At 41.1% G+C, this 25,314-nt stretch carries 23 protein-coding genes; 7 read left to right on the forward strand and 16 right to left on the reverse strand.

Annotation, left to right across the window (positions count from 1 at the left end):
* The first annotated feature begins 11 nt into the window (after positions 1–11).
* The 3 genes from ACFPZG_RS03480 (at position 12) to ACFPZG_RS03490 (ending at position 4,135) form a co-directional block, all read left to right on the forward strand.
* Positions 12–779 (forward strand): energy-coupling factor transporter transmembrane component T family protein, encoded by a 768-nt coding sequence (locus ACFPZG_RS03480; RefSeq protein WP_283732703.1) that lies wholly within the window; start codon positions 12–14, stop codon positions 777–779.
* Positions 776–2,449 (forward strand): ABC transporter ATP-binding protein, encoded by a 1,674-nt coding sequence (locus ACFPZG_RS03485; RefSeq protein ID WP_317940591.1) that lies wholly within the window; start codon positions 776–778, stop codon positions 2,447–2,449. The genes ACFPZG_RS03480 and ACFPZG_RS03485 overlap by 4 nt, the downstream gene beginning before the upstream one ends.
* A 111-nt stretch (positions 2,450–2,560) precedes the next feature.
* Entirely contained in the window at positions 2,561–4,135 is a 1,575-nt protein-coding gene (locus ACFPZG_RS03490; RefSeq protein ID WP_317940590.1) for a SulP family inorganic anion transporter, read from the forward strand.
* A gap of 222 nt (positions 4,136–4,357) precedes the next feature.
* On the opposite strand, the gene ACFPZG_RS03495 is transcribed toward ACFPZG_RS03490, so the two are convergent.
* The gene (locus ACFPZG_RS03495; protein WP_317940689.1) at positions 4,358–5,461 is read right to left on the reverse strand and encodes an amidohydrolase; all 1,104 of its coding nucleotides are present in this window, start codon (positions 5,459–5,461) and stop codon (positions 4,358–4,360) included.
* 82 nt (positions 5,462–5,543) lie between these two features.
* A complete protein-coding gene (locus tag ACFPZG_RS03500; RefSeq protein ID WP_283732708.1) occupies positions 5,544–6,647 on the reverse strand; it encodes a glycosyltransferase in 1,104 nt (367 codons plus the stop codon).
* Positions 6,648–7,010: 363 nt separating this feature from the next.
* Here ACFPZG_RS03500 and ACFPZG_RS03505 point away from each other — a divergent pair, with 363 nt between their 5' ends.
* Together ACFPZG_RS03505 and ACFPZG_RS03510 are read left to right on the forward strand one after the other, a co-directional pair.
* Positions 7,011–7,904, forward strand: a complete 894-nt coding sequence (locus ACFPZG_RS03505; protein WP_283732709.1) for a C40 family peptidase — start codon at positions 7,011–7,013, stop codon at positions 7,902–7,904.
* A 281-nt stretch (positions 7,905–8,185) separates the two neighbouring features.
* Positions 8,186–9,232, forward strand: a complete 1,047-nt coding sequence (locus ACFPZG_RS03510) for a serine hydrolase domain-containing protein (RefSeq protein ID WP_283732710.1) — start codon at positions 8,186–8,188, stop codon at positions 9,230–9,232.
* A gap of 195 nt (positions 9,233–9,427) precedes the next feature.
* Here the strand turns inward: ACFPZG_RS03510 and ACFPZG_RS03515 are convergent, their stop codons facing one another.
* Both ACFPZG_RS03515 and ACFPZG_RS03520 read right to left on the reverse strand, forming a co-directional pair.
* On the reverse strand, positions 9,428–10,495 hold the full coding sequence (locus ACFPZG_RS03515; RefSeq protein WP_283732711.1) for a CapA family protein: 1,068 nt from the start codon (positions 10,493–10,495) through the stop codon (positions 9,428–9,430).
* Positions 10,496–10,667: 172 nt separating this feature from the next.
* A complete protein-coding gene (locus ACFPZG_RS03520) occupies positions 10,668–10,841 on the reverse strand; it encodes a hypothetical protein (protein ID WP_283732712.1) in 174 nt (57 codons plus the stop codon).
* A gap of 145 nt (positions 10,842–10,986) precedes the next feature.
* Here ACFPZG_RS03520 and ACFPZG_RS03525 point away from each other — a divergent pair, with 145 nt between their 5' ends.
* Positions 10,987–11,226, forward strand: coding sequence for a hypothetical protein (locus tag ACFPZG_RS03525; protein ID WP_283732713.1), 240 nt, complete (start codon positions 10,987–10,989; stop codon positions 11,224–11,226).
* 69 nt (positions 11,227–11,295) lie between these two features.
* On the opposite strand, the gene ACFPZG_RS03530 is transcribed toward ACFPZG_RS03525, so the two are convergent.
* The 11 genes from ACFPZG_RS03530 to ACFPZG_RS03580 all read right to left on the reverse strand — a co-directional run bounded on the left by ACFPZG_RS03530 (position 11,296) and on the right by ACFPZG_RS03580 (position 23,151).
* Positions 11,296–12,015: a hypothetical protein gene (locus ACFPZG_RS03530; protein WP_283732714.1), complete on the reverse strand. Its 720-nt coding sequence runs from the start codon at positions 12,013–12,015 to the stop codon at positions 11,296–11,298.
* Between the two features lie 23 nt (positions 12,016–12,038).
* A complete protein-coding gene (locus ACFPZG_RS03535) occupies positions 12,039–13,196 on the reverse strand; it encodes a hypothetical protein (RefSeq protein ID WP_317940589.1) in 1,158 nt (385 codons plus the stop codon).
* A 27-nt stretch (positions 13,197–13,223) separates the two neighbouring features.
* Complete coding sequence (locus tag ACFPZG_RS03540; protein ID WP_283732716.1) at positions 13,224–14,462, reverse strand: hypothetical protein; 1,239 nt, start codon at positions 14,460–14,462, stop codon at positions 13,224–13,226.
* A 224-nt stretch (positions 14,463–14,686) separates the two neighbouring features.
* Positions 14,687–15,295 carry a cupredoxin domain-containing protein gene (locus ACFPZG_RS03545; protein ID WP_317940588.1) on the reverse strand — a complete coding sequence of 203 codons (609 nt, stop codon included), beginning with the start codon at positions 15,293–15,295 and terminating at the stop codon, positions 14,687–14,689.
* An 82-nt stretch (positions 15,296–15,377) separates the two neighbouring features.
* A complete protein-coding gene (locus tag ACFPZG_RS03550; RefSeq protein WP_317940587.1) occupies positions 15,378–16,271 on the reverse strand; it encodes an ABC transporter ATP-binding protein in 894 nt (297 codons plus the stop codon).
* A 17-nt stretch (positions 16,272–16,288) separates the two neighbouring features.
* The gene (locus ACFPZG_RS03555) at positions 16,289–17,485 is read right to left on the reverse strand and encodes a hypothetical protein (protein ID WP_283732721.1); all 1,197 of its coding nucleotides are present in this window, start codon (positions 17,483–17,485) and stop codon (positions 16,289–16,291) included.
* A 24-nt stretch (positions 17,486–17,509) separates the two neighbouring features.
* The gene (locus ACFPZG_RS03560) at positions 17,510–18,748 is read right to left on the reverse strand and encodes a hypothetical protein (protein ID WP_317940586.1); all 1,239 of its coding nucleotides are present in this window, start codon (positions 18,746–18,748) and stop codon (positions 17,510–17,512) included.
* Positions 18,749–18,897: 149 nt separating this feature from the next.
* Positions 18,898–20,277 carry an ABC transporter substrate-binding protein gene (locus tag ACFPZG_RS03565; RefSeq protein WP_283734689.1) on the reverse strand — a complete coding sequence of 460 codons (1,380 nt, stop codon included), beginning with the start codon at positions 20,275–20,277 and terminating at the stop codon, positions 18,898–18,900.
* 44 nt (positions 20,278–20,321) lie between these two features.
* Positions 20,322–21,134 carry a carbohydrate ABC transporter permease gene (locus ACFPZG_RS03570; protein WP_317940688.1) on the reverse strand — a complete coding sequence of 271 codons (813 nt, stop codon included), beginning with the start codon at positions 21,132–21,134 and terminating at the stop codon, positions 20,322–20,324.
* Positions 21,135–21,136: 2 nt separating this feature from the next.
* Complete coding sequence (locus tag ACFPZG_RS03575) at positions 21,137–22,021, reverse strand: carbohydrate ABC transporter permease (protein ID WP_283732723.1); 885 nt, start codon at positions 22,019–22,021, stop codon at positions 21,137–21,139.
* A complete protein-coding gene (locus tag ACFPZG_RS03580; protein ID WP_317940585.1) occupies positions 22,018–23,151 on the reverse strand; it encodes an ABC transporter ATP-binding protein in 1,134 nt (377 codons plus the stop codon). The genes ACFPZG_RS03575 and ACFPZG_RS03580 overlap by 4 nt, the downstream gene beginning before the upstream one ends.
* A gap of 73 nt (positions 23,152–23,224) precedes the next feature.
* Here ACFPZG_RS03580 and ACFPZG_RS03585 point away from each other — a divergent pair, with 73 nt between their 5' ends.
* Complete coding sequence (locus tag ACFPZG_RS03585) at positions 23,225–24,076, forward strand: glycerophosphodiester phosphodiesterase family protein (RefSeq protein WP_283732724.1); 852 nt, start codon at positions 23,225–23,227, stop codon at positions 24,074–24,076.
* Between the two features lie 43 nt (positions 24,077–24,119).
* Here ACFPZG_RS03585 and ACFPZG_RS03590 read toward each other — a convergent pair whose 3' ends face one another.
* Positions 24,120–25,286, reverse strand: a complete 1,167-nt coding sequence (locus tag ACFPZG_RS03590) for a pyridoxal-phosphate-dependent aminotransferase family protein (RefSeq protein ID WP_317940584.1) — start codon at positions 25,284–25,286, stop codon at positions 24,120–24,122.
* Between the last annotated feature and the right edge of the window lie 28 nt (positions 25,287–25,314).

The raw sequence follows: 25,314 nt of genomic DNA on the forward strand, positions 1-25,314 counted from the left end.
GAGGTTTTGAAATGAACAACATGACTCTATATGTGAAAAAGGAATCACCGATTCATACGGTCGATCCACTAACAAAGCTATTATTCGCATTTTTTTCCATCACATTGACGTACATCCTTTCAAACCACCTACCCGTTTTAATGATCCTTTTAACGACATTCATTATTTTACTTACCGGCAAAGTGTTTAAATACATTTTGCCGGTTATTGGTGTTAGTTTTCTATTGATCATTTCCATTATCATTGTCCAAGGATTTTTTCATCCTAGCAGAGCTACGGTCCTCTTTGAAGTTGGTCCCATTTCCATCTATAAGGAAGGCTTTTCAATTGCATTTCTAATCGCCCTCCGCGTTATCAATATGGTCGCTGCTTTCGGAGTTCTTATCTTAACGACGAAGCCGGATGACTTAGTTAACGCGTTGCTACATAAAGGATTGTCTCCAAGATTCGGCTACGTACTGCTTTCCGTACTACAAATCATTCCTCAAATGGTCTCGTTAACCGGTAAAATTACAGATGCTCAACGGGCCCGCGGCATGGAAACAGAAGGTACATTATGGTTACGATTCAAATCGTTCATTCCCCTTTTAGGACCAGTCGTCTTAAATTCATTGAATGAAACACGTGAGCGATCCATCGCGCTTGAAATACGTGGTTTCAATGCAAAAGGAAAGAGAACGTATTTACGTGAAACTGAAATCTATCGTCATAGCCTGTCGTTGAAAATTTTAATGACAGTCATTTTTATATCTGTAATCGTTTGGAGGTTCGTTCTATGAATGCATTAACCGTTAGGAATTTGAAGTATAAGTACCCTGATAGCTCCAATTTAGCGTTGAACGATGTTTCATTTTCTGTGCAAAAAGGAGAATTCATAGGGATTGCAGGTATGAATACAGCTGGCAAGTCGACATTATGTTATGCACTCTGCGGACTTGTCCCCCACTTTTTCAAAGGGGCTTATGGCGGTGATGTTTTAATTGGCGATATGGATATTTTATCGCATGAAATAAGCGATATCGCGGCAAAAGTAGGACTTGTTTTTGAAAACCCATTCTCCCAGATGACCGGGGCCAAGTTCACGGTCTATGATGAAATCGCATTCGGGTTAGAGAATTATGGCGTCCCACGTGATGAAATGCGTAAGCGAATTGAAAAAACGATGCAGTTGCTTGATATTGATCATTTGCAGAATAAAAACCCGTTTTCATTGTCGGGGGGACAAATGCAACGGGTGGCGATTGCAAGTGTCATTGCCATGTATCCAGATATTCTCATCCTTGACGAACCGACTTCACAATTAGATCCCGAAGGTGCCGAGGAAGTGTTCCGCGTTGTCGAAAAGCTTGCAGAGGGCGGAATGACAATCATTATGGTAGAACAGAAACTTGAGAAATTAGCCGCGTATGCGGATCGGATTTTATTAATGCATGAAGGGAAGTTAATCCAGGATGGAGCCCCTTCAGAAGTCTTTTCCAGAGACGATCTGGATAGTTATGGTGTAGAACCGCCTATGTATGTTAAGGTTGCTCGTGCTCTTGGTTTGAGGAATGAAAAGACGGGACTTTACCCGACTACATTGGAAGAGATGCCTACGGAACTGGATTTGCAATTTCAAGCCGACGAAGAGCCCATTGAGTGTACGCAAAAGACTTCTGAATTAATCGTCCGCAATCTCCACTTCGGATATGGTAAAGAGGATGATGTCATTAAAGGTTTGAACGTTACGTTGAGCGGCGAACCTATCGCAATTATCGGCCAAAACGGGGCTGGGAAAACGACGTTTGTGAAATTATTGAAGGGATTGTTGAACCCACGACAAGGTGAAATCCACGTCAATGGCACTCGTACTTCTGATTCAACAGCCGCAAAATTGGCAAGGCATATCGGTCTCATCTTCCAGAATCCGAACGACCAGATTTTTAAAAATAAAGTGCTTGATGAAGTGATGTTTGGTCCATTGAATATTGGCCAATCCAAAGAAACTGCATTAGCCAATGCCAAAGCTATGCTTGAACTTGTAGGGCTAACTGGTAAAGAGGAAGAAAATCCATATGATCTTAGCCTCGCGGAACGTAAAATGGTTGCAATGGCATCCATTCTTGCAATGGATACAGATATCGTCATTTTCGACGAACCGACAATGGGACAGGATTCTAAAGGCAAGTCGAAAGTAAAGGAAATCATCCATTCATTGTATGAAAAAGGAAAACTCGTCATTTGCATTTTGCATGACATGGATTTTGTTGCAGATACATTTGGTAGGACAATCATATTCAGCAAGGGGCAAATGCTTTTTGACGGTTCAACCCGTGATGCGTTCGCACAAGAAAAAGCATTGCAAGATGCACGTGTCGAACAGCCACATATTACGCAGCTCGTTCGTAAGTTGGGCTATGAGGAAATTATATTGAAGGAATTAGAGTTAGGAACTGCCACACTGTCATGAAGAGTGGCAGTTTTTAAAATCGGCGGCTGGCCCCCTTGTCAACCTATTACTTTTGACTTATAATAAAGATAGAATGTATTTTATAAAAATACGGTGGAAGAAGGGACCAAATTGTTCAAAGATCAGCGGTTTGTTGATTATAATGCAGCTGGATTTCGGAAAGATTTACTTTCAGGGATCACTGTAGGTATCGTAGCCATTCCACTAGGGATGGCTTTTGCAATTGCTTCAGGTGTTAAACCCGAATATGGATTGTACACAACAATCATTGCAGGGTTCCTCGTTGCGTTATTTGGAGGTTCGCGTTTTCAAATCGCGGGACCTACCGGCGCGTTCATCCCCATTCTTCTGGCAATCGTTCTTCAGTACGGCTATGAGGATCTTTTGATTGCCGGTTTTCTTGCAGGTATTTTCCTTGTCATTATGAGCTACTTAGGTGTCAGCAATCTAATTCATTTCGTGCCCCGATCCGTCACGATTGGGTTCACTTCAGGAATAGCAATCATTATATTCACAGGCCAGTTCGGGAATTTCCTCGGACTGTCAGGATTGGAAAGCAAGGAATTCTTCCATGAGAATATGATTGATGTGGCGAAACACCTTCATACAATTAATATTTTTGCAGTCCTTACAGCGGTCATCGGCCTTTCTATAATTTTCATATTGCCAAAATTAGCTCCAAAGTTGCCGGTGTTGCTTGTAGCGCTTTTAATCCCGACGATTATATCTGTCCTTTTATTTCCAGGAAAAGTAGAGACAATCGGTACGGCATTCGGCGGAATTCCGCAAACGTTACCGGGTTTCCATTTTCCCCAGATTACACTTACAAAGTTATTGAACTTATGGCAGCCGGCACTAATCATTGCCGCATTGGGCGCAATCGAATCGCTATTGTCCGCGGTTGTTGCGGATGGAATGAAAGAAGGACCGAAGCATGATTCCAAGCGTGAATTATTCGGTCAGGGAATCGCCAATATCGTTTCACCATTATTCGGCGGCATTCCGGCAACCGGGGCAATCGCCCGGACAGCGACCAATATCCGTTCCGGTGCAGTCGGCCCTGTTTCCGGCATCGTTCAAAGTGTATTCGTGCTATTATTCCTATTACTGTTCGCGCCTTACGCTTCTTATATTCCATTGGCAGCGATGGCTCCAATTCTAATGTTTGTCGCTTGGAATATGAGCGCAAGGAAGTCATTTGTTCATATTTTATCCGTTCGATCAAGCGATTCAATCGTACTCGTCACAACATTCTTGCTAACGATTTTCATCAATCTGACTGTTGCCGTACAAATCGGTATCCTTTTAGCAGCATTGTCATTCTTGCGGAAAATGAGTGGCAAACTGAACATTTCAGTGGGTAAACTTTCCGATGTAGAAATTCATAAATTCGGGGAAGATGTGACAAAGTTTATCTTTGATGGTCCTTTATTTTTCGGCAGTGCAAAGACGTTTGAGGATAAAATGCCAGGTATACTCTCGAAAGGAACTGGTACGATCATTTTGGATTTTGAACATCTCTCAATGATTGACGCCACGGGCGAGGCCGCGCTATTCACATTATTGGGTGAGGCGAAGAAAAAGAATGTGAAAATCATCATAAAGAAATTGCCAAAGCAGAAGCTCGCAATGTTTAAAAAGAGCGGATTGTATGATCGAATTGGAGAAGAGAATTTCTTTATGTGAACGTGGAATGGACCTTGAGCGTGGAAGAATGGGCCTTTGTGAAAAAGAATGGACCCTGAACGCGGGAGAATGGGCCTTTGTGAAAAAGAATGGACCCTGAACGCGGAAGAATGGGCCTTTGTGAAAAAGAATGGACCCTGGACACGGGAAAATGGATCTTGTGCAAATTAATAAAAAGCCGCCACACTTACTTTCAAGTGTGGCGGCTTTTTTCATTATTAATTAATCCAAACACGAAGCCTTCGCCAATGTCGTAGCTAACACCCTTGCGCCAACATCAAGCGCATCATGATTAAACGTCATATTCGGATGATGGAGTCCCGGACCGAGGTCCGCCCCCACCCCGATCATCGCCGCCTTTATCTCCGGACGATGAATCGTATAGAAATGGAAGTCATCGCTACCGGACGTGATGATAGCAGGTGCATACCCCTCTTCACCGACCGCTTCCAATATTCCGTCCCTCGCCAATGCTGACGCCTCTTCCGACACTTCCGCAGCAGGTGTGTAATCTGACCAATTCACCTCGATTTTAACATTATGCAAGTCTGCTATCGTTTGGATACCTGTGTCGATTCGTTCCCTCAATGCTTTTAAAACGGAATTAGACTGTGCCCGTACATCGATTGCAAACACTGCGTTACCGGGGATGATATTCAAACTTTCCCCACCCGCTTGGATCTTAGTCAATTTTGCTGAATAGGCTTCGTACGGTGAAAAGTGTATTGTTTTAATAAATGACGCAATGGCAAATATCGGATCGAGCGCATTTCTTCCCTGCTGTGGACGCGCCCCATGAGCATCCTCTCCACTCACTTTTGCTTCGAGGAAAATCGCCGCCCCATGATGAATGGCGGGTGATACTTTCCCGAACGGAATTTCTTCTTTTGGTCGGAGATGAACGCCGAACAGATGGGATACTCCGTCAACTGCTCCTCTCTCGATCATCGAAATAGCACCATTGCCCTTTTCCTCTGCAGGTTGGAAGATAAAGCGGATGCGTCCTCCGAGTTCCTGTTCCTTCAAATAAGCGAGCGCACCTATCACCATCGAAATATTTGCGTCATGTCCGCAAGAATGGTTAGCGCGAAAAACGCCATCAACCTCTTGCCATAGGGCGTCAATATCGGCACGAACGGCAATAATTCGATCCCCTTCACCGATTTCCGCCACGACACCTGTTACGTCATCGAATGTATGATGTTTCACATTCATTTCCGTAAGGATTTCTGCTATCTTTTTAGTCGTTTCGACTTCCTTCCAACTGATTTCAGGATGTTTATGGAAGTGGTCGAACCACTCTCCGATTTGTTTATTGATCAACATCATAATCTCTCCAATCACCGTCTACCTTCTATATAAAGAATAGCTTACCTTGGCAAAGAAAAAAAGCCGGATTTTTCCGGCTTTAGGATTTCTTTTTTCTTGTCTTTTCAATCTCTTCATAAATCTTCATTAATCGTTTTGAGATAACATCATAGGAGTGGCTCGCAGCAGTACTCTGCATCACACTACTTCTGTTTTCCCCTGATTCGGATAAAGCCTGTACTATGCCTTCTGCAAGTGATTGTGGATTTTTCGGTTCAACTAATATTCCTGCTCCTTCCGCGAGGAGATAGGATAGCCCGCCAACATCCGTGCCGACAACAGGTGTACCTACTGACATTGCTTCGAGTGCCACGAGACCGAACCCCTCATGATGGGAAGGGAGGACGAAAACATCGGCCGCCGCTATCCATTTGGCAATTTCCTTTTGCGGCATTGGCAGATGATGAATGATTCGTACATCATTATCAAGCAAACGCTTGGCAAAAATACGCATGAATGCCTCATCTTTATCAGACCCAATCATATGGAGTTTTGCATCAGGATACTTTTCTTGGATAACTTTGAAAGCGTCCACTAGGTCAAGAACGCCTTTTGCCTCAATCATATTTCCGACGAATAAAAGCGTTTTTTCACTCTCCGGAATATCGAGTTCTTGTCTTGCTTCAGATTTTGGCATCGGCTTGAACACTTCTGTATCAACCCCCATGCTCATCACGTGGACACGCCCTTGGTCCACACCAAATCCCTCGACGATATCCTTTTTCAGTCGTTCCCCTACTACGATGACAGCGTCCGCGCCTTGAAGAATTTTCTTCGTAGCTGACCGAATCTTTTCATTCTTGGCTGCCATTTTGTCGATGTCTCCGCCATGTACTGTGACGACATATGGCAAACGAAACAGCTTTTTTCCTATCAAAGAAAGAACGCCTGTTGGAAAGGCATAATGGGCATGTGTCAATGTAGTCCTACGGTTATCCCCCAACATGTGCATCATTGACCTCATAAACCAGATGAGGTATTTCTTCAAATTCGCTATTTTTCCTTTAGCAGGATCTGTAATTGCAATAATCTCTACATCCAAGCCTTTGGATCGCAGAAGCTCCACTTGATTCTTCACAAAAATACCGTATGTCGGGTGTTTTTGAGTCGGGTACATATTGCTGAATATCATTATTTTTTGCATCTATTTTCATCCCATCTTTAAATTCCATAGTCAGTTTTCACGATGAATTATCGACAATTATACCATATACAACAAATCTCTGAGTAATTTGCATATCTTTTCCAACATTATTACTGGCATATTACAGGAAGCTTAATAGAATTACAGTTTTTCTATATTATTATGTCGAAAAAGCTATTTTAATTGATTCCATAAATTTATTTGCCTCTAAAAACGTTGGTAATAGGGGTTTTTAGTGTACTTTGTCAGCTGTAATCCTAACGTAATGTGACTGTAACCAAAACAGGGGTTTAAAAGTGTTAGGATGAGTTCACAGACAAAGCACACCTATAGAAATGTGCGAAAGGGGAAATTGAGAAACATATGAAAAGACTTGTATTTGCGGTTTTTGCATGCCTATTAATCTCAACGTCCGCCCAATCCACGGCCTCTGCAAGCACGTCTGCATCTCTTATAACGAGCGCAAAAGCTCATATGGGAACGCCTTATAGATATGGTGGGACGACAACTTCCGGATTCGATTGTTCGGGATATACACAATTCGTATTGGAAAAAGAAGGGGTTTCGATTCCAAGATCTACAGATCAACAATATTCCACTGGAAAAGCCGTCTCAAAAAGTAATTTGCAAACTGGTGATCTTGTATTCTTCAACACATCAGGACGCGGAGTTTCACATGTCGGAATCTATATCGGATCCAGCAAATTCATTCATGCTTCAACAAGTAGAGGCGTAATGATTTCTTCCATCAACGACCCTGCATATTGGGGAAAACGATATATTGGAGCACGTCGAGTGAAAGATTTCTCGGCAGAAACACAAATTGCATCCATCTCCCAAGTACAATACGCTACAAGAGCTGAAATAGCTGAAATCCTTGTAAAGGAATTGGATCTTTCAAGTACTACAAACGAAGTCACATTCACTGATATTTCAACGTCACATCCACAATATGATGATATTGCTGCAGTCGCAGAAGCTAAAATCTTCTCTGGAAATTCAGCAGGACAGTTCATGCCGGATGACTATTTGACAAGAAGTGAGCTGGCAAAAGTTTTGGTCGGGGCATTTGACATCCCAATCGTATCTGGGACCACCCCTTTCACGGACGTCTCAACATCAAACTGGGCAAATGACTACATCAACACACTCTACGTTAATGAGTTAACTTCAGGCTATACTGATGGAACTTATGGCACAACTAAAAATGTAACTTCAAATGAATTTAAACTATTTATTAATAGACTTTCAAAATAATAGAAAAAAGTGGGGAATCCCAGAGGACGAATTCGCATAAGAATTCGTTCTTTTTTTGTATGGCAATTACGAAGTTTTTAGGCTATTCCTAGAGGGTCAGCATTACCGATAAAGTTTTAATTTTTGAATGTCATTATCTATTTAAGATGAACCGAGTGTTGTCCTCATCCCCTTTATCTTTTTCAAATATTTTGAGGATTATAGAATTTAGTGTTAAAATTAACATGTAGTTCAATGGTATTAGTCAAAATCGCTAATATAACAAGGGGGAGGTTAGCCATATGGAAATTCAAGAACAAAAGTTCCGAAAAGTTTTCGACAACATCACAAAGAAAAAGCACATACATGAATCTGTTCTTCTAGTTGAAAACTCCAATGGCGATGTTTCATACAGTTTTGGGCACGGGGATAAGCATACAGATACACCATTCTTTATTGCAAGTATCACAAAGCTGTTCACAACCTGTTGTATTTTTATGTTGAGAGAGCAGGGTAAACTTACATTAGATGATGAACTAACAAGCTATTTAAAAAAAGATACATTAAAGAACCTTCATGTTTACAAAGGTCGCGATTATTCTAATAGACTTACCCTCTCGAACTTATTGTTTCATACAAGTGGATTGCGGGATGGGATTGAGGAAGGTAGCAACAAGTCGAAAAAACGTGCGATATTTTTCGATGATGTGCAAATTGATTTTAATGAAACCCTACTAAAGACAAAGGACATCAAGCCACATTTTGCACCGGATATGGGAAAAAGAGCTCATTACGCAAATATAAACTTTGAACTCCTTGGAAAAGTAATTGAAATCGTTACGAATTCATCATTGGAAGACGTGTTTAGACAATTAATTTTCGATCCGTTAGGACTAAAAGATACGTATCTTCCTGTAGATGAAGAAGATTTCATCCCGCATCTTTATTATAAGGACACTGCCGTACACCGTCCAAAATTACTAAGGAGCGTTCGCGCGAGTGGCGGATGTATTTCTACGGCTCATGATTTAATGGTCTTTATCAAGGCTTTCTTTAAAGGAAAGTTATTTACAACTTTTGTTTTTCAAGACCTACAAGTAAACAACAGGTTGCAGGTTTCTATGCTTCCCATTCATTACGGTCCTGGATATATGAGAATTCCACTAAATGGGTTTGCAACACTATTCATGGGAAAAGGTGAGGTAGTTGGCCATTCCGGTTCAACAGGTTCCTTTGCATTTTACTATCCCGAAAAGGACATGTTTTTTGTTGGAGATGTCAATCAAATGGAAAACCCAGCGACTCCTGTACGGCTGGTGATGCAACTTGCCATGTCTATGAAATCATGAAGATTAAAGTATCTTCCATTAACGTGCGTTTATCAATAGTGGATTAACTCAATTCCTGAAGTTGAAAAAATCGTAAAGAATCGGGTGCTTTAGTGAAAGAACAAGTTAATAAAAGCTGAAAACGCAGATGATGTTAAAACCTCTGCGTTTTTCTGTAAGATTTAATGGCTAAAAGTGAGTGATTTTGCTTTAAATTCACTTCGGTAGACCAACATGCATCTCCACCCACTGCGCATCGAACCCAACCCCATCCTCCTGTAGAGGAACAACTACAAATCTTCTATTCTCATCGCGAACAACAGCCGTCGGATAGAATGTTGAATTCCCCACTTCGACAAAACTCCTTGCCGCATATTGCCCCTTAGAAACGGTCACTTCAGCAATTCCGCCGATATATGTGGAATCAAATTGCTGGGCTGAGTAAAAGTTGCCCAATGAATAAAAGATCTTTGTCTTGCCAATTTCAGCATACGGTTGAAGAACATGTGGGTGATGGCCAAAAACTATATCCACTTGTTGTGCAGCAAGCCAGTCGGCAAGTTCCTGCTGGTACTCAGAAGGCTGCAATGCATATTCATTTCCCCAATGGATTGAAACGACCGTTACATCCGTCTCTTTTCTTATTTCCCGTATATCAATCTCCATCTGTTCCCTATCAATCAATGAAACCATATAATCTTTCCCTCTCGGAACAGGCAACCCATTCAGACCATATGTGTAATTTAAAACACCAACGCGAATTCCTTTCACGTCAAAAATTCGCTTTTCATTCCGATCCTCGGCGGATTCATAGGCGCCAATGTAAGGCATCCCGTATTCATTCATGTAATTGATTGCATTCAATAGCCCGCGTTCCGATTTATCCATCGTATGGTTATTCGCGATGGACAGCAAATCTACGCCATTCGCTTTTAAATCTCGGATAATATGTTTCGGACTATTAAACCGCGGATAGCCAGACAACCCTAACTCCACACCACCCGGCAATGATTCCTGATTGGCTATCAGAAAATCGATTCCTGTCATTTTATCCTTGACGGCACTAAATGAAGCATCATAGTTGTCGTATGTATATAAGGGATGATGTAAAAGAATGTCACCGATCATACCGACCGTGATTTCCGAGTATTCCATTTGCAACTCAATCTCCAGCGGATTCGCTTGAATTGCAGCAAAATCATCCGGAACAATAATCTTTTCCTTTTGCGAACACCCCGTTAAAAAACACCCCGTAATTAAGATCAGCATAATGATTCTTCTCAACTAACTATCCCCTGTCTGCCTTCATATAAAAGAACATATATTTCCACTATACTCCAGGGAATTGCTTTACGGAAGTACTCATTAGGGCTTATCTATAAAATTTGCACTAATTATTGATTAAATCAAAAAAGCTATACGCATCGATGGACGATGTGTATAGCTTTTTCTGTTGTTATTTTTTGTCATTTGTACATGGCTTTTTCCTTGCTTCCGTGGAATTTTGAAATTGCATTACTTGTTTCTTGCCGTCTTGTTCAGGTTCAAAATCGGGAAATTTCGCATTAGGCATTCCCGTAAATCCGTTGTCTTCCTTATCGGTATTTGTTTGGAAACGGTTGTCTTTCATGTTGAACAACTCCTTCGATTAGTCTCCCTATTACAGTTCCCTGAAAACTTTCTTTTAATCGAAGGAATGAACAGCTGAGTGCCTTAATGAGAACTCTTTCTGTGAGAACGAGAACTCTTCGCTATTAAAGGAGAACTCTTACAGCATGAACGAGAACTCTTCGCTGTTAAAGGAGAACTCTTACAGCATGAACGAGAACTCTTCACTGTTAAAGGAGAACTCTTACAGCATAAACGAGAACTCTTCGCTGTTAAAGGAGAACTCCTACAGCATGAACGAGAACTCCTCACTGTTAAAGGAGAACTCTTACAGCATGAACGAGAACTCTTCGCTATTAAAGGAGAACTCCTTCCACATAAACGAGAACCCCCCCTCCGCGTTGTAAATAAAACAATCCATAAAAAAGCCCAGCAGCCATTCTCAGCCACTGGACTCTATCATCACATCCACCACCTCATTCACTTACCGGTTCAAAGTAAACAACCGAAACTCTCGACACACGCACCTTCTGCCCTTCTTGCAACTGAACTCTACTTTTGGAGCTTTTCAATTCGCTTCCCATCAATTCAAAAAGGCGAGGGTCTGCTCCTTGTTCCAAAATTTGTACAAATCCATATCCATCAGGGATGCTGATTGTATAATCCCCCGGTTCAATGTCCAACCCGACATCCCATATACCCGCGGTCAACTCTGTGGAAAGCATTGTTCCTACAGGTTCGATGGTTACTGTATTATAACCACCGTCAAAAAGAATCGAATACGTTGAATCGATATCAACGGTTAAAGTAGGCACGCCGGCTTTTTCTCCCACGATTTCCTGAACGAGCAAGTTATTATCTTTATCGTAAATATAAATATTCCCTGATGGATGGCCAGTCATTTTATATCTTCCTGTTTCGATTTTTAGCATTGCTCCCCTTTTTGTCGGCATCGGTCCAAACGTTCTTTTTGCTTCTATATTACTTCGATCGACCGTCGTGAAAATTGCCGGATGAACCTTTCCAATCATTTCATCTTTTGTAGTTCCAGTAATTTCATAGTTGTCTGCATATACGATTCTTTTTTCCGACTTGGTTCCTTGTAAATTATGACAACCGGATAAGACTAACATGCAAATAAAAATCCCAATTAATACTCCCTTGGCATCAAACCGATTTTGCATAATGCTTCTCATAATATTCCACCGTCCCTAACCTTTCAACTCGATTTTATTGGTACTGTTTCCACTTTTTGAATTTGGGCTAACTTATTTCTTCCATATAAAACGGAGATGATAATCAAATTCAGGACCACAAGCCAACTAAAAGCATGCTTGAAATCAAGTTTTTCTATGCCGAATTCCTTAGCAGCTTCCCCGCTTAAAACGGCACCGATATCAATAATTTCCAGTGGATATAGCCAATTCGTTTCTACTCCGGCAACCAACAGAAGTTGAGGAGACAGCAACACAAATAATAGAATCAAAATTGTCGCGTACAAGTTTTTTGTCACGATATTAATTAACAGGAAAGCAAATAACAGCAATAGAGCAATCAAACCAAATGCGATGGACATGAGTAACAAATAACGTAGCATCGATACTGCAATATAATCTGCGTTCTGATAAATGACTACAGGAGTTCTAAAGTCTCCCCACCCTGTTTTTCTAGATACATAATAACCGCCTATCAATATACTTGCAGAAAGAAAGAACATTACTTGCACGAGATGAACCCCTACTTTATTAGCCGCTTTTTGCATAAAGGAAATGGGAAACCCGTACACGACAGAAGGATGCTGTTGATCATTTACAAGCATAGTACTTCCCGCTAACAATACGAACAGGCAGAACATGACTCCGCTTATAAGAGGCAATGCGGCGGGTATGTAATTGCTCGCCTTAAACTGATTTTGGATGAAGGGAAGTTCATGCTCTTTGTGATACCGGTAAAGAGCATTTTCTTTTAGTATTTCGTCAACTGGAATAATATACTCCTTTTGTATCCCTTTATTCCCTCGTCGATGCATCTCAAGACGCAATTCATTCAACTCTAGACCGGCATCAAAAAACTCATGAAAATCATCATCTTTCCATAACGCATACCTTTGCTGGCTTAGCAATGAAGATTGTTGTATCAAAATGCCGCGAATTTCTTTTCCTTCTTCAGTTTGCCAAACAGAACCTGGAAATTTATCGAAAGCCTTATGAAGTTTATCGACTTCTTCATCCATTTCATCCCTTACGTCAACCAAATCCAATTGACTATAATATGAATAATAAAGCGGGAAAAAGAGGATCAGTGCAATTCCTAATAACCAATTTTTCTTATTTAATAGTAATAACTTTGTTTCAAATAATAAATATTTCCAGAACATATACTTGTCCTTCCCCCTCTCCCACTTTTAATTGGCTAAATAGAATCGGCGTTTATTAATGATAAGGGAAACGATATACAGCATGACCTCGATGACGAGGTATGTAATAAGTATCACGAGAATACCCTTTGCATAGGTAATCGTTTCTGTGTTCAATAAAAAATTCTTTTCCCCATCAATGATTTTTCCAAAATCAAAATAAGTTTGTGGAAACAGGCTGATGTCCATGCCGAACAATTCTTTTGTCGAACGACTAAAATAAAGACGTTCAGAGAACAATAGCAAACTGCTTGTGAAAAGGACTATCCATTCATTTTTAAAAATCAGGCTTAAAACGATATTTAACCGTACGAATAGGATGACTAATAGCGGTATGATGACGAGTGTCTTTCCTAAATAGGAACCTAAAGAAATGACACTATAGTCATCGGGTGTAAACGTTTTTTGCTGAATCATGATGGGAACATTCAAATCGAAATATCCGAACCCAAACTGAATTGTCATGGCTAACACTCCGACAACGATAAAACTAATAATGAACGCCATTGAATAAAGGAATGCAGACAATGATTTCAAATTCAGTTGGCGATACCAAGATAATGGCAAGCCTTGAAGAACAGCCTGATGTTTTCGATCCCTTGCAAGAATATCGCTGCTAAAATAAATGACACAAAATAATAGGAAGTAAACCCCATAGTTTTGAAGGAAATTCTGTAATGTTTGCAACCCGGTTTTCTCATACATCAACCCAAAAGTCACTGGGTAATCCTTATTGTGATAATCCTCATACTTCATCATCGTTTGGTAATATGCATGCTTCCGATCCTTACTAGGAAATGGTACGGTCTGAAATAAATACCTGTCTTCTAAATATTCATCTGGATTATGTAACAAATAAAATGTCCTTAAATTGAGCAGGCGTGCAAAATCACGATCCTCAAAAGACTTCAGCATTCCAGAAAACAATTCATAATTACGGGCATTCGCCGCATAAACGGGATGACCATCCTGACGATAATAGTTAACACTAATCCACTCAAAAACAATGCCGGTATTACCGATACTTCTCCATAGTTTTTGCTGGTCTCCCAAATAAGTTAGATACTCCTCTGTCTCCTTTTTATTAAATGCTTCCTTCGTATTCGCATACGGCCATAAAATTAAACAAAAACAAAACAATAAAACAGCGATGAAGAAAACAAATGGAATCGTACGTCTGCTTCTTGCTGTAATTAAAAATTCATGCTTTAAATAATTTCGATTCATCTCAGCTCCCCCTCCCTTATTTGTATATAAAAAGTTTGTTCATTTTTTCAAATTTTTCCATTACATCTTACTATACATATATAAATTAATAGTTCAATAGTTTCTAATAACTTAACTACGAAAGTTGCTATTCCAAGGGCACTTCACCTGTTTGCGGGCATTTCCAATTTAAAAAGCCCAGCAGCCATTTTCAGCCACTGGACCCCAACATCACTTCCACCATCTCATTCACTTACCGGTTCAAAGTAAACAACCGCAACTTTTGACACACGCACCTTTTGCCCTTCTTTCAACTGAACCAGACTTTTGGAGTTTGTTAATCCACCTGCCATCAATTCAAATAGGCGAGGGTCTTTATCTTCTTCTAAAATTTGTACAAAGCCATATCCAGCTGGGATGCTTATTGTATAGTCCCCCGGTTCAATATCCAACCCGACATCCCATATGCCTGTAGTCAGCTCTGTGGAAAGCTCTGTCTTTACAGGTTGTATCGTTACCGTATTATATCCACCGTCAAATACAATCGAAAACGTTGAATCGATGTCAGCCGTTAATGTAGGCACCCCGGCTTTATCCCCTACGATTTCTCGAACGAGCAAGTTATCATCTTTATCGTAAATATAAATATTCCCTGATGGATTACCAGTCAATACGTACCTCCCAGCCTCGATAGTTACCTTAGCTCCCTTTTTTGTAGGCATCGGTCCGTACGTTCTTTTCGCCCCTTTATTACTTCGATCCACTGTGGTAAAAATTGTGGGATGAATTTTTCCAGTGATTGTATCTCTTGTAGTTCCGCTTATTTCGAAATTGTCGGCATATACGCTTATCATTTCCGACTTCTTTCCTTGTAAATTATGACAACCAGACAAAACAAGAATGCTAACAAAAATTCCAATTATTATCCCCTTGGCTTTAAACCGACTTAGCATAATATTTTTCATAATATTCCACCGTCCCCAATGGCCCGATTGTCATTTCATTATTATATTTGAGCATCTGCGCCATCCATTTCGTTTGTTCTGACTCACTCATTCCACCTAATGGAATGCATAATAAATAATTGGCTATAAACATATGGCCTGCAGGCAAACCTAACACTGCTTGAAGCGTTTCATACTGTTCGAAACTTACTTCCACTTTAAGGAAGTCCTCATTTTCATCCGTAAATTTCTGTTCGTGAACAAACTTTCCGTCTTTCAAAAAAAGAACTCGATCGGCGTAAAGGTCCAAGTTTGACAACAAGTGCGATGCGACAAATATGAGCTTATCCTGCTTCATTTCCATTAAACATTCTGATATGAGAGCAACATTCTCGACATCTAGACCATTCATGACTTCATCCATCAACATAATAGGCGTGTCGGCTGCCATCATCATCGCGAAGCATAATCGTTGTCGCATCCCTAATGAATACGTGCGGACTTTCCGTTTCACATAATGTCCCATGTGAAGACGGTCGATGATTGAACGTATATGCTTCGTCGACCCTTTCCACATATTTGCGTAAAGTTTCATGTGATCGACGCCGGATAATTCCTCAAATAGATCCTTTTGTTCGGGGAATGTCGCCAACATCCGGTGAATGTGCAATTCTTCTTTCTCATTGCGGTACGTATATTTCCCATCAAAAAACACATGTCCGGAATCGGGTTTCACAAAATTCGCCATTACATTGAACATCGTCGTCTTACCTGTTCCATTCGGTGCCGCAACTCCGATGATTTCCCCTTTACTCGCTGTTAAATCCAATGAATCCAACACGATTTTATCATTATAGGCTATCGTTACATTTGATAATTTTATCATCATCTTCCCCTAACCTTTCAACTATATTTTAATGGGATGGTTTCAACTTTTCGAATATGCATGAGCTTATTCCTACCATATAAAATTGCAATCACAATCAAATTAAGAACGACAAGCCAACTATACGCATGCTTGAAATCAAGTTTTTCAATCCCATATTCTTTAGCTGCATCCCCGCTTAAAACAGCGCTGATATCAATGAATTTTAGTGGGTAGAGCCAATTTGTCTCCACTCCGGCAGCTTGAAGAAGTTGTGGAGACAGCAATACAAATAGGATAATGACAATTGCGGCGTACAAGTTTTTCGTCACGAGATTAACTAATAGGAACGTGAATAAAAGTAATAGGGCAATTAAACCAAATGCTACGAGCATGTAAAACAAATAGCGCAGCATGGATATTGCGATAAAATCTGCGTCTTGATAAATGAGTACAGGAGTTCTAAAATCTCCCCATCCCGCTTTTCCCGCTACATAATAACTGCCTATCAATATAGCTACACAGAGAAAAAGCATAATTTGAACAAAATGGACGCCTACCTTACTAATTGCTTTCCCCATGAACGAAATCGGGAACCCGAATAAGACGGAAGGATGAAGTTGATCATTCACAAGCATGCTACTTCCCACTAACAATACGAGAATGCAAAACAACGTTCCACTTATGAAATTCAATGCGGCCTTTATAAAATTGCTCGCTTTAAATGGATCCTGGACGAGGGAGAGTTCATGCTCTTTGTGATACTGGTAGAGCGCATTTTCTTTGAGTATTTCATCAACTGGGACAATATGATCCCGCCGAATCCCTTTATTTCCTTTTTGATGCAATTCTAGACGCAACTCATTCAGCCTAAGTCCTGCATCAAAAAACTTATGAAAATTAGGTCCTGCACTAAAAAAACTCTCAGGGTTGTTTACCTTTACCTCTTTACTTAAGTAAAGCCTTTGCCAGAATATCAATCCTACTTGTTCTAATAAATTTGCGTAGGTTTCTTTGCCTTCTTGAGTTTGCCAAACAGAAGCAGGAAATGAATCGAAAATCTCATAGAATTGCTCCGAGTTTTCGGTTATCTCATCTTGAATATCCACAATTTCCAATTGACTATAATGTGAATAATAAAGTGGAAAAAAGAGAATTAACGCAAGTCCTAACAACCAATTTTTTTTACTTAATAATAATAACTTCGTTTCAAACAGTAAATATTTCCGGAACATTTTGTCCTTCCTCCTTTCCCGCTTTTAACTTGTTAGATAGAATCGGCGTTTATTAATGATAAGGGAAACGAAATACAGAATGACCTCGATGACGAGATATGTAATAAATAGGACGATGATGCCCTTTGCATAGGTAATGGTTTCCGTGTTCAACAAAAAATTCTTTTCCCCATTAATGATTTTTCCGAAATCAAAATAAGTCTGCGGAAATAGGCTAATGTCCTTGCCGAATAATTCCCTTGTCGAGCGCGTAAAATAAAGTCGTTCTGAGAACAGTAACAAACTGCTTAAAAATAAGACAATCCATTCATTTTTAAAAAGTAAGCTTAAAACGACATTCAACCGTACGAATAGGATGACTAACAACGGTAGGACAACGAGTGTCTTCCCTAAATAAGCCGCAATTGAAATGACACTGTAATCCTCGGGTGCGAACGTTTCTTGCTTAATCATGATCGGAACATTCAAATCGAAATACCCAAATCCGAACTGAATCGTCATGAGGAGCACTCCAACAACAATCACGCTACCAATGAATGCCATTGAATAAAGAAATGCCGACAGTGATTTCAAATTCAGTTGACGATACCAAGATAATGGTAGGCCCTGGAGGATCGCCTGATGTTTTCGATCCCTTGAAAGAATATCACTACTAAAATAAATGACACAAAATAATAGGAAGTAAATCCCGTAGTTTTGAAGGAGATTCTGCAATGTTTGCAACCCAGTTTTCTCATACATCAAACCGAAAGTAACGGGGTGATCCTTTTTGAGATAATCCTCATACTTCATCATCGTTTGGTAATACGCATGCTCTCGATCTTTTCTAGGAGATGGCGCTTTCGGAAATAGAAAGCGATCCTCTAAATACTCACTTGGATTATTTTGTAAATAAAAAACTCTTAATTGAAGCATGCGCTCGAAGTTTCGATCTTCAAAAGACTGCGACATTGCCAAAAATAAATTATAATTATAGTCATTTTTTGCATAAACAGGATTACCTATCTGAAAATAAACATCAATGCTTCTCCTATTAAAAACAAGACCGGTATTCCCGATACTTTCCCATAGATTTTGCTGTTCTTTCAAATAAGTTAAGTACTCCTCTGTCTCCTTTTTATTAAAGGCTTCCTTCGTATCCGCATACGGCCATATAATAAAACAATAGCTAAACAATAAAATGGTGATGAAGAAAACAAAAGGAATCGTCCGTCTGCTTCTTGCTGTGATTAAAAATTCATGCTTTAAATAATATCGATTCACCGCAGCTTCCCCTCCTTTATTTCCATACTATAATTTTTTTTATTTTTTGAAATCATCAACCATATTCTACCATACTATTTACACAGTTCAATAGTTTCTGGTAATTGCACACCAAAAACCCCTATTCTCACAAATAGGGGTTCCGTCAGTTACTTTTTCGTCTTATTGGCAATTTCCATCGCCCGATTAGTTCCTTCTGCAGCTTTATCAAGCACTTCCTGAGGATCCTTTCCTTGGTAGAGCTCCTCTAAAGCCGTTACAATTTGCTGTCTTGATTCCGGGAAAACGGAGATAAGCGCGCCTTGTGTGGCGAGGCCTGGTACCGTATCCTGAAGCTGGTCGACAGTCACTTTGAATTGCGGGAATTCTGCCCACTTGTCTTTTACATTCTGTTCATCATAAGCTTTCGGGTTGATGGCGAAGTAGCCTGTGTCGAGATGCCATTTTGCTTGGACTTCAGGCGTCGCCAAGTATTTCATGAACTCCCAAGCTGCTTCCTGTTTTTCTTCCGCTATCCCTTTTGACATCCACAAAGATGCACCCCCGATGACGACGCCATTCCGTTTCACCTCATCCGCATGCGGAATATACGCTACACCGACTTCGAAAGGTGCGTTTTTGATGGCGCCAGCAACACCCGCGGAGGAATCCATATACATTGCTACTTTCTCCGTTGCAAACGCCGAACGGATATCATCCCAAAGCGTACCGAAGTTGCCAAATGTGCCTGCTTTATTCATCGTATCGAGGAAGCGGAATACGTTCAGCCCTTCAGGCCCGTTGAATAAAGCTTCCGTTGCGTCACCCGATCTACCATTGTCTTCATTCACATACAGTCCGCCTTGCGTCGCAACAAGTTGTTCGAAGAACCAGCCGTATGTCAGCATGGAGAAGCCATACATATCAGCAGTTTTCAGTTTCGCAGCAACGTCAATTACCTCTGCGAACGTTTCCGGCGCTTTTTCCGGATCCAATCCAGCAGCTCTAAATGCGTCTTTATTATAAATCATGACCGGCGTTGACGAATTGAACGGCATGGAATAAAGTTCGCCGTCCACCTTATAATAATTCAGGATGTTCCCTTCCAACTGGGAAAGATCGTAATTATCCTTGTCGATGAATTTCTGCATTGGTTCGATGTAGCCACTGTCGATCATATATTTCGTACCGACTTCAAATACTTGCGTGATCGCAGGAGCATCCTTTGTACCGCCAACCCCTCGCAGCTTCGTCAAGGATTCCTCATAAGAACCTTGGAACTCCGCTATTACTTCGTATTTATCCTGGGATTCATTGAACCCTTTTACGATTTTCTCAATTGATTCCTGACCAGTTCCCGACATCGCATGCCAGAACTCGATTGTGACCTTTTCTTCCACCGTGGCATTGGTCTCGTTATTCCCTTCCGAACTGGAAGATGAATTATTCGTAGAAGACGATGATTCATCGGTTTTCGAATCGCTATTTGAACAGGCTGTCAAAATCGCAACTGTCAAAATCAGCATCCAAAACAAAGATGACTTAACCATTTTCCTCAATTCAAGCACCCCTTTTGATTTGTTAGTTAAACTAATCATTTCAAAGCACCTTGGGATAACCCTTTTTGCAATTGCTTCTGTCCAAGGAACAGCAAAATTAGCGTCGGTATAATGACTACAATAACTCCGGCCATGACCACCCCCCATTCTGTCGCAATTTCCTGGGACTGTAGCTGCTTCAAACCGATTTGCACCGTCCGAACTGACTTGTTTGTCGTAATGAGCAAAGGCCATAAATACATATTCCAAGTCGTTAGGAAGCCATAGGCACCTAATGTGACAAGACTTGTTTTCGAAACCGGTAGGACGACCCGCCAGAAAAACACGAACCGGCTCAGACCCGCAATTTGAGATGCTTCGTGCAATTCCTTCGGTATCGTCAAGTAATGCTGACGTAGCAGGAACGTACCGAATGCAAGAGCGAAAAACGGCACTGTTAACCCTTGATACGTATTGAACCAATCTAACTTCCGAATCGTGAAGACGTTCGGAATCATCGTCGCCTCCCATGGAATCATCATCGTTGAGATGAACAGGAAGAAAATGAAATCCCGTCCTTTGAATTTTAAAAACACAAACGCATACGCCGCCAAACTGCAAACAAGCAGTTGGCCAAGCATCACACTTGCAGAGACAATGAAGCTGTTCAGCAAATAATTCATCAAAGGTAGTCGACTGAACACTTTAATGTAGTTTTCAAAACTTATGGACTCCGGCAAAAACTTCCCCTGAATTATCTCCGGCCCCGTCATGAATGAAATAAGGAAGGCATACAGTACGGGAAAGAAAACGAATGCTGACGTCACAAGCAATAGGAAATAGATCCATATCTTCGACAAAAGGCCCATTCTCATTGATAATGCACTCTCCTCTCGCCCAACTTGAACTGAAGGATTGTGACAACAAGGATGATGATGAATAAAATAACGGCCTGAGCACTTGCGGTCCCGAACTGGTAATTAATAAACGCCTCACGGTAAATCGAATACACGATCAAGTTCGTTGACTGTGAAGGTCCGCCCTTCGTCAAAATATCGATTTGCCCAAATGTCTGAAACGAATTGATCAGTGAAATCGTAATAATAAAGAATAATGTCGGCGACAGCATCGGCAATGTAATCCTTCTTAATCGGTAAAGATAACCCGCGCCATCTATTCTTGCACTCTCGTAAAGATGTTCATCTATGTTCTGTAGTCCGCCTAATAAAATAAGGAAGGAAAAACCGATATTCATCCAAATCGTTGAAATCGAAACAGAAATCAATGCCCACTCCGGATCTAAAAGCCACTGAACCTGTTGAATAGTAAAGAGGCTAAGTAAACGGTTGAACATGCCAATACTTGGATTAAACATGAATAACCAAATGACAGAGGAAGCTGCCACCGAAATTCCCATCGTTGAAGAGTACATCGTCCTGAAGAAACCGACTCCTTTTAATTTTTCATTCGCCAATAAGGCAAAGAAAAGGGCTAAAATGATTGTGAGTGGTACGGTATAAAAAACGAATAACCCAGTTGCTTTCATACTGTTTTGGAATTCCGACGAGCCTAACAAATAGAGATAGTTTTCGAAACCGACATTGATGGCAGGAGTCCCATTCTGATCCGTCAGGAAAAAACTTAAATAGATAGTACGGAACATCGGATAGAATACGAAAACAGAAAATAGAATGACAGATGGAAGTAGATAAAGAATCGCGGTCCGTCCATCGACTGATTTCCTCCAAAATGTCATGACGACACCTCTTTATTCGCAACATAATTTCCGTAATCGATTGTTTTCTTGATTAATTCGCCGCTTTTCTCCTCGAATATGGATAATGATTCAAAATCTATGTGGACAGACAGACGGTCGCCGATGTCGATATGCCATTGACCGCTCCATTTCGCCATCCATTCCTCCTTGCCCAATTTAAATGAAAAGATCGTTTCATTACCCAAGATTTCTACATTTGTCACTTCAACCTCGAAGACGTCGCCTTCCTTTTTGTCAGATGTCTTCGGGTAAAGATTTTCCGGTCTCAGACCGACTGTCATGGACGTTCGGGGAAGTTTCCCGATTTCCTCTACTGGGACACTTATCTTGAATTTATCCCCTAATACAAGTTGTTGATCCGCTTCATTAAATTCAGCTTTAGCCAAATTCATCGGAGGAGAACCAATGAATGTCGCAACGAATGGATTGGCGGGATAATTGTAAATATCAATCGGCTTTCCAATCTGCTGGATTTTCCCTTCATGCAAGATCATGATCCGGTCCCCCATTGTCATCGCTTCCACTTGGTCGTGGGTGACGTAGATCATCGTAATACCAAGGCTTCTTTGGATTCTTCTAATTTCCGAACGCATTTGCGCACGCAGTTTTGCATCGAGATTGGACAACGGTTCATCCATTAGACAAATTGGTTTTTCATTGACGATAGCTCTGGCAAGCGCGACACGTTGGCGTTGCCCCCCGGAAAGTTCACGGGGTTTCCGGTCAAGGTAGTCCGTCAATCCAAGCATTTCCGCTACATCAGCCGCTTTCTTTCGCTGATCCTCTTTCTTCATACGTTTCACGTCAAGACCGAACGTAATATTTTGCTGTACGGATATATGTGGAAGCAGGGCGTAGTTTTGGAACACCATTGAAAGGTCCCGTTTATTCGGCGTTAAATGATTCGCTACCGTGTCACCAATTTTAAGAGTTCCACCCGTAATCTCCTCAAGACCCGCAATCATTCGCAGCATTGTACTTTTTCCGCAGCCCGACGGTCCAACCAATACAAAAAACTCGCCCGGTTCAATCGTTACGTTTATATTTGAAATAACATCGACCTGCTTATCGTATGATTTAGAGACATCAATCAGTTCCACTCGTTTCATCGAAGCGAATTCCTTCCTTTCCGCTATTTTTTAAATAATTGTTAGACACATTACGATTTAGGAGGGCAAAACTATGAATAAACTATTCCTCGTCATCCTTCTTGCCCTCCTATCAGCATGTTCCCCCCAACCTGCCAAGTTGCCTGATGACGATTTCCTGATCATCGCACACCGCGGCGCCTCGGCATACGCACCGGAGCATTCATTACTGGCCTATGAATTGGCAGTAAAGATGCGCGCCGACTACATTGAACTTGATGTACATATGACAAAAGATGGGGAACTTGTTTCCATTCACGACAGTTTTATTGATGGGTTAGATAGTAAAAAAGCGATTAAAGATATTACCTTCAATGAGTTGAAATTAGTACCGAGAGAATCTACTTTTAAAGGACCAATACCGGTCTTTTTTCCGTCCGAAACTGACCTAATACGCATAGTCAGTACGGAAGAGATCTTTTCGCATTTCCGTGACGAAGTTAATTATTATATTGAAATTAAATCTCCACAATCTTATCCCGGTATAGAAGAGGTATTACTTAAGCAACTGAGAGATTACGGGCTTTTATTCGATAAAGGAACGGTTCCACAAGTGATTTTGCAATCATTCGATGCGGATTCATTGAAAAAGGTGCATAAATTGGAGCCATCTATTCCACTTATACAACTGTATTCGGTCAAAAATGAAACGATACCAACAAAAAGGAAATTGCGGAAAATTGCTACGTATGCATCAGGCATCGGTATCAACGAAAACCTTGTAACAGCGGAGTTTGTGAAGCTTGTGCACGGCGAGAAACTGCATCTTCATCCGTATACCGTGAACGAGGAAGAAGCGATTCGGCGCATGATTGAACTTGGGGTGGATGGAGTTTTTACAGATGTTCCGGATAAGGTTGAAGGAATTTTAGAAGGTATGAAATAAAAAAACATCCTATTCAACTTGCGAATAGGATGGCTTTTCTCAATTATACGCCCGCGGAAACTTCTTCTTTGAAGCGTTTTACAGCATTTTCAATTATCACAGTATGACCGATTTCATTCAGCGTTTCGCCAATTTTTCCGATTGCTGAAATAAGCATTTCCTCCGTCGTGTTCCCCATATGCCCGATTCGGAACGCTTTGCCGGCTAAATGTGCCAAGGAACCCGCGACGATTACTCCTTTTTCCCCCAATACACTACGGAATTCCGCGTCATTCACACTGTCAGGATAAAGGATACAGCTCAATGTAGATGCAGCAACATCTTCCTCCGCCAATGGCGTCATTCCATATTCACGAAGTGCACCTCGAACGCCTTTTCCGAATGCAGAATGTCTTGCGTATCGTTTTTCTAAACCTTCCTCCATGACCAATTTCATGCCTTCATCATAAGCATAGATCAGGTTCACTGGAGGCGTCGCAAAGTATTTCGAAGGATCATGCATGATTGGGATCCAGTTTTTAATATCGCAATAATATGCTGGAATATGCTCCATTTCTTCACGTGCGTTTAGGGCGGTTTGATTGAAAGCAACAATCGCCAATCCCGGAGGAACGCCAATCGCCTTTTGTGAGCCGGTCAGAATGACGTCAATCTTGTTATTTGGACTGCCATATTCTTTGCTCATATCCTCTTCCATTGCAGCCGTCGCACAGACGCCATCCAAAATGACAAGAGCACCATGTTTTTTAATAATCGGAACTAACGCATCCAAATCGGCCGCTACACCGGTTGACGTATCAGCATGAGTGATTGTCACCGCCTTGTATGTATGCTCCGATAGTGTCCGTTCCACTTCATCCGGCGAAACCTGTTTTCCCCATTCAGCCTGAAGAACATCCATCTCAATGCCAAATGCCTTCCCCAATTGAATGAACCGGTCCCCGAAATAGCCATGGCTGATAATCAATAAACGTTCGCCCGCAGCTACCGTATTGACAAGAGCCATTTCCATCCCAATCGTTCCGGAACCGGAAACGACGAACACCTCACCATCCGTCTTGAACATTTCGCGTGTCCTCTCGACTGAACGCTTATAAATCTCGACAAACCTCGGATCCGTGTGACCCCTTGTCTCACTTGCCATAGCATCATAGATCGAGTCAATAACTGGAGTCGGTCCCGGTATTAAAAGCATTTCTTCATTTCGCATACTGCATCCTCCCTATTTTATGCTCTAA

Origin of the sequence: Sporosarcina thermotolerans, from assembly GCF_042658975.1 — a bacterium.
In the GTDB taxonomy this organism is placed as follows: domain Bacteria; phylum Bacillota; class Bacilli; order Bacillales_A; family Planococcaceae; genus Sporosarcina; species Sporosarcina thermotolerans.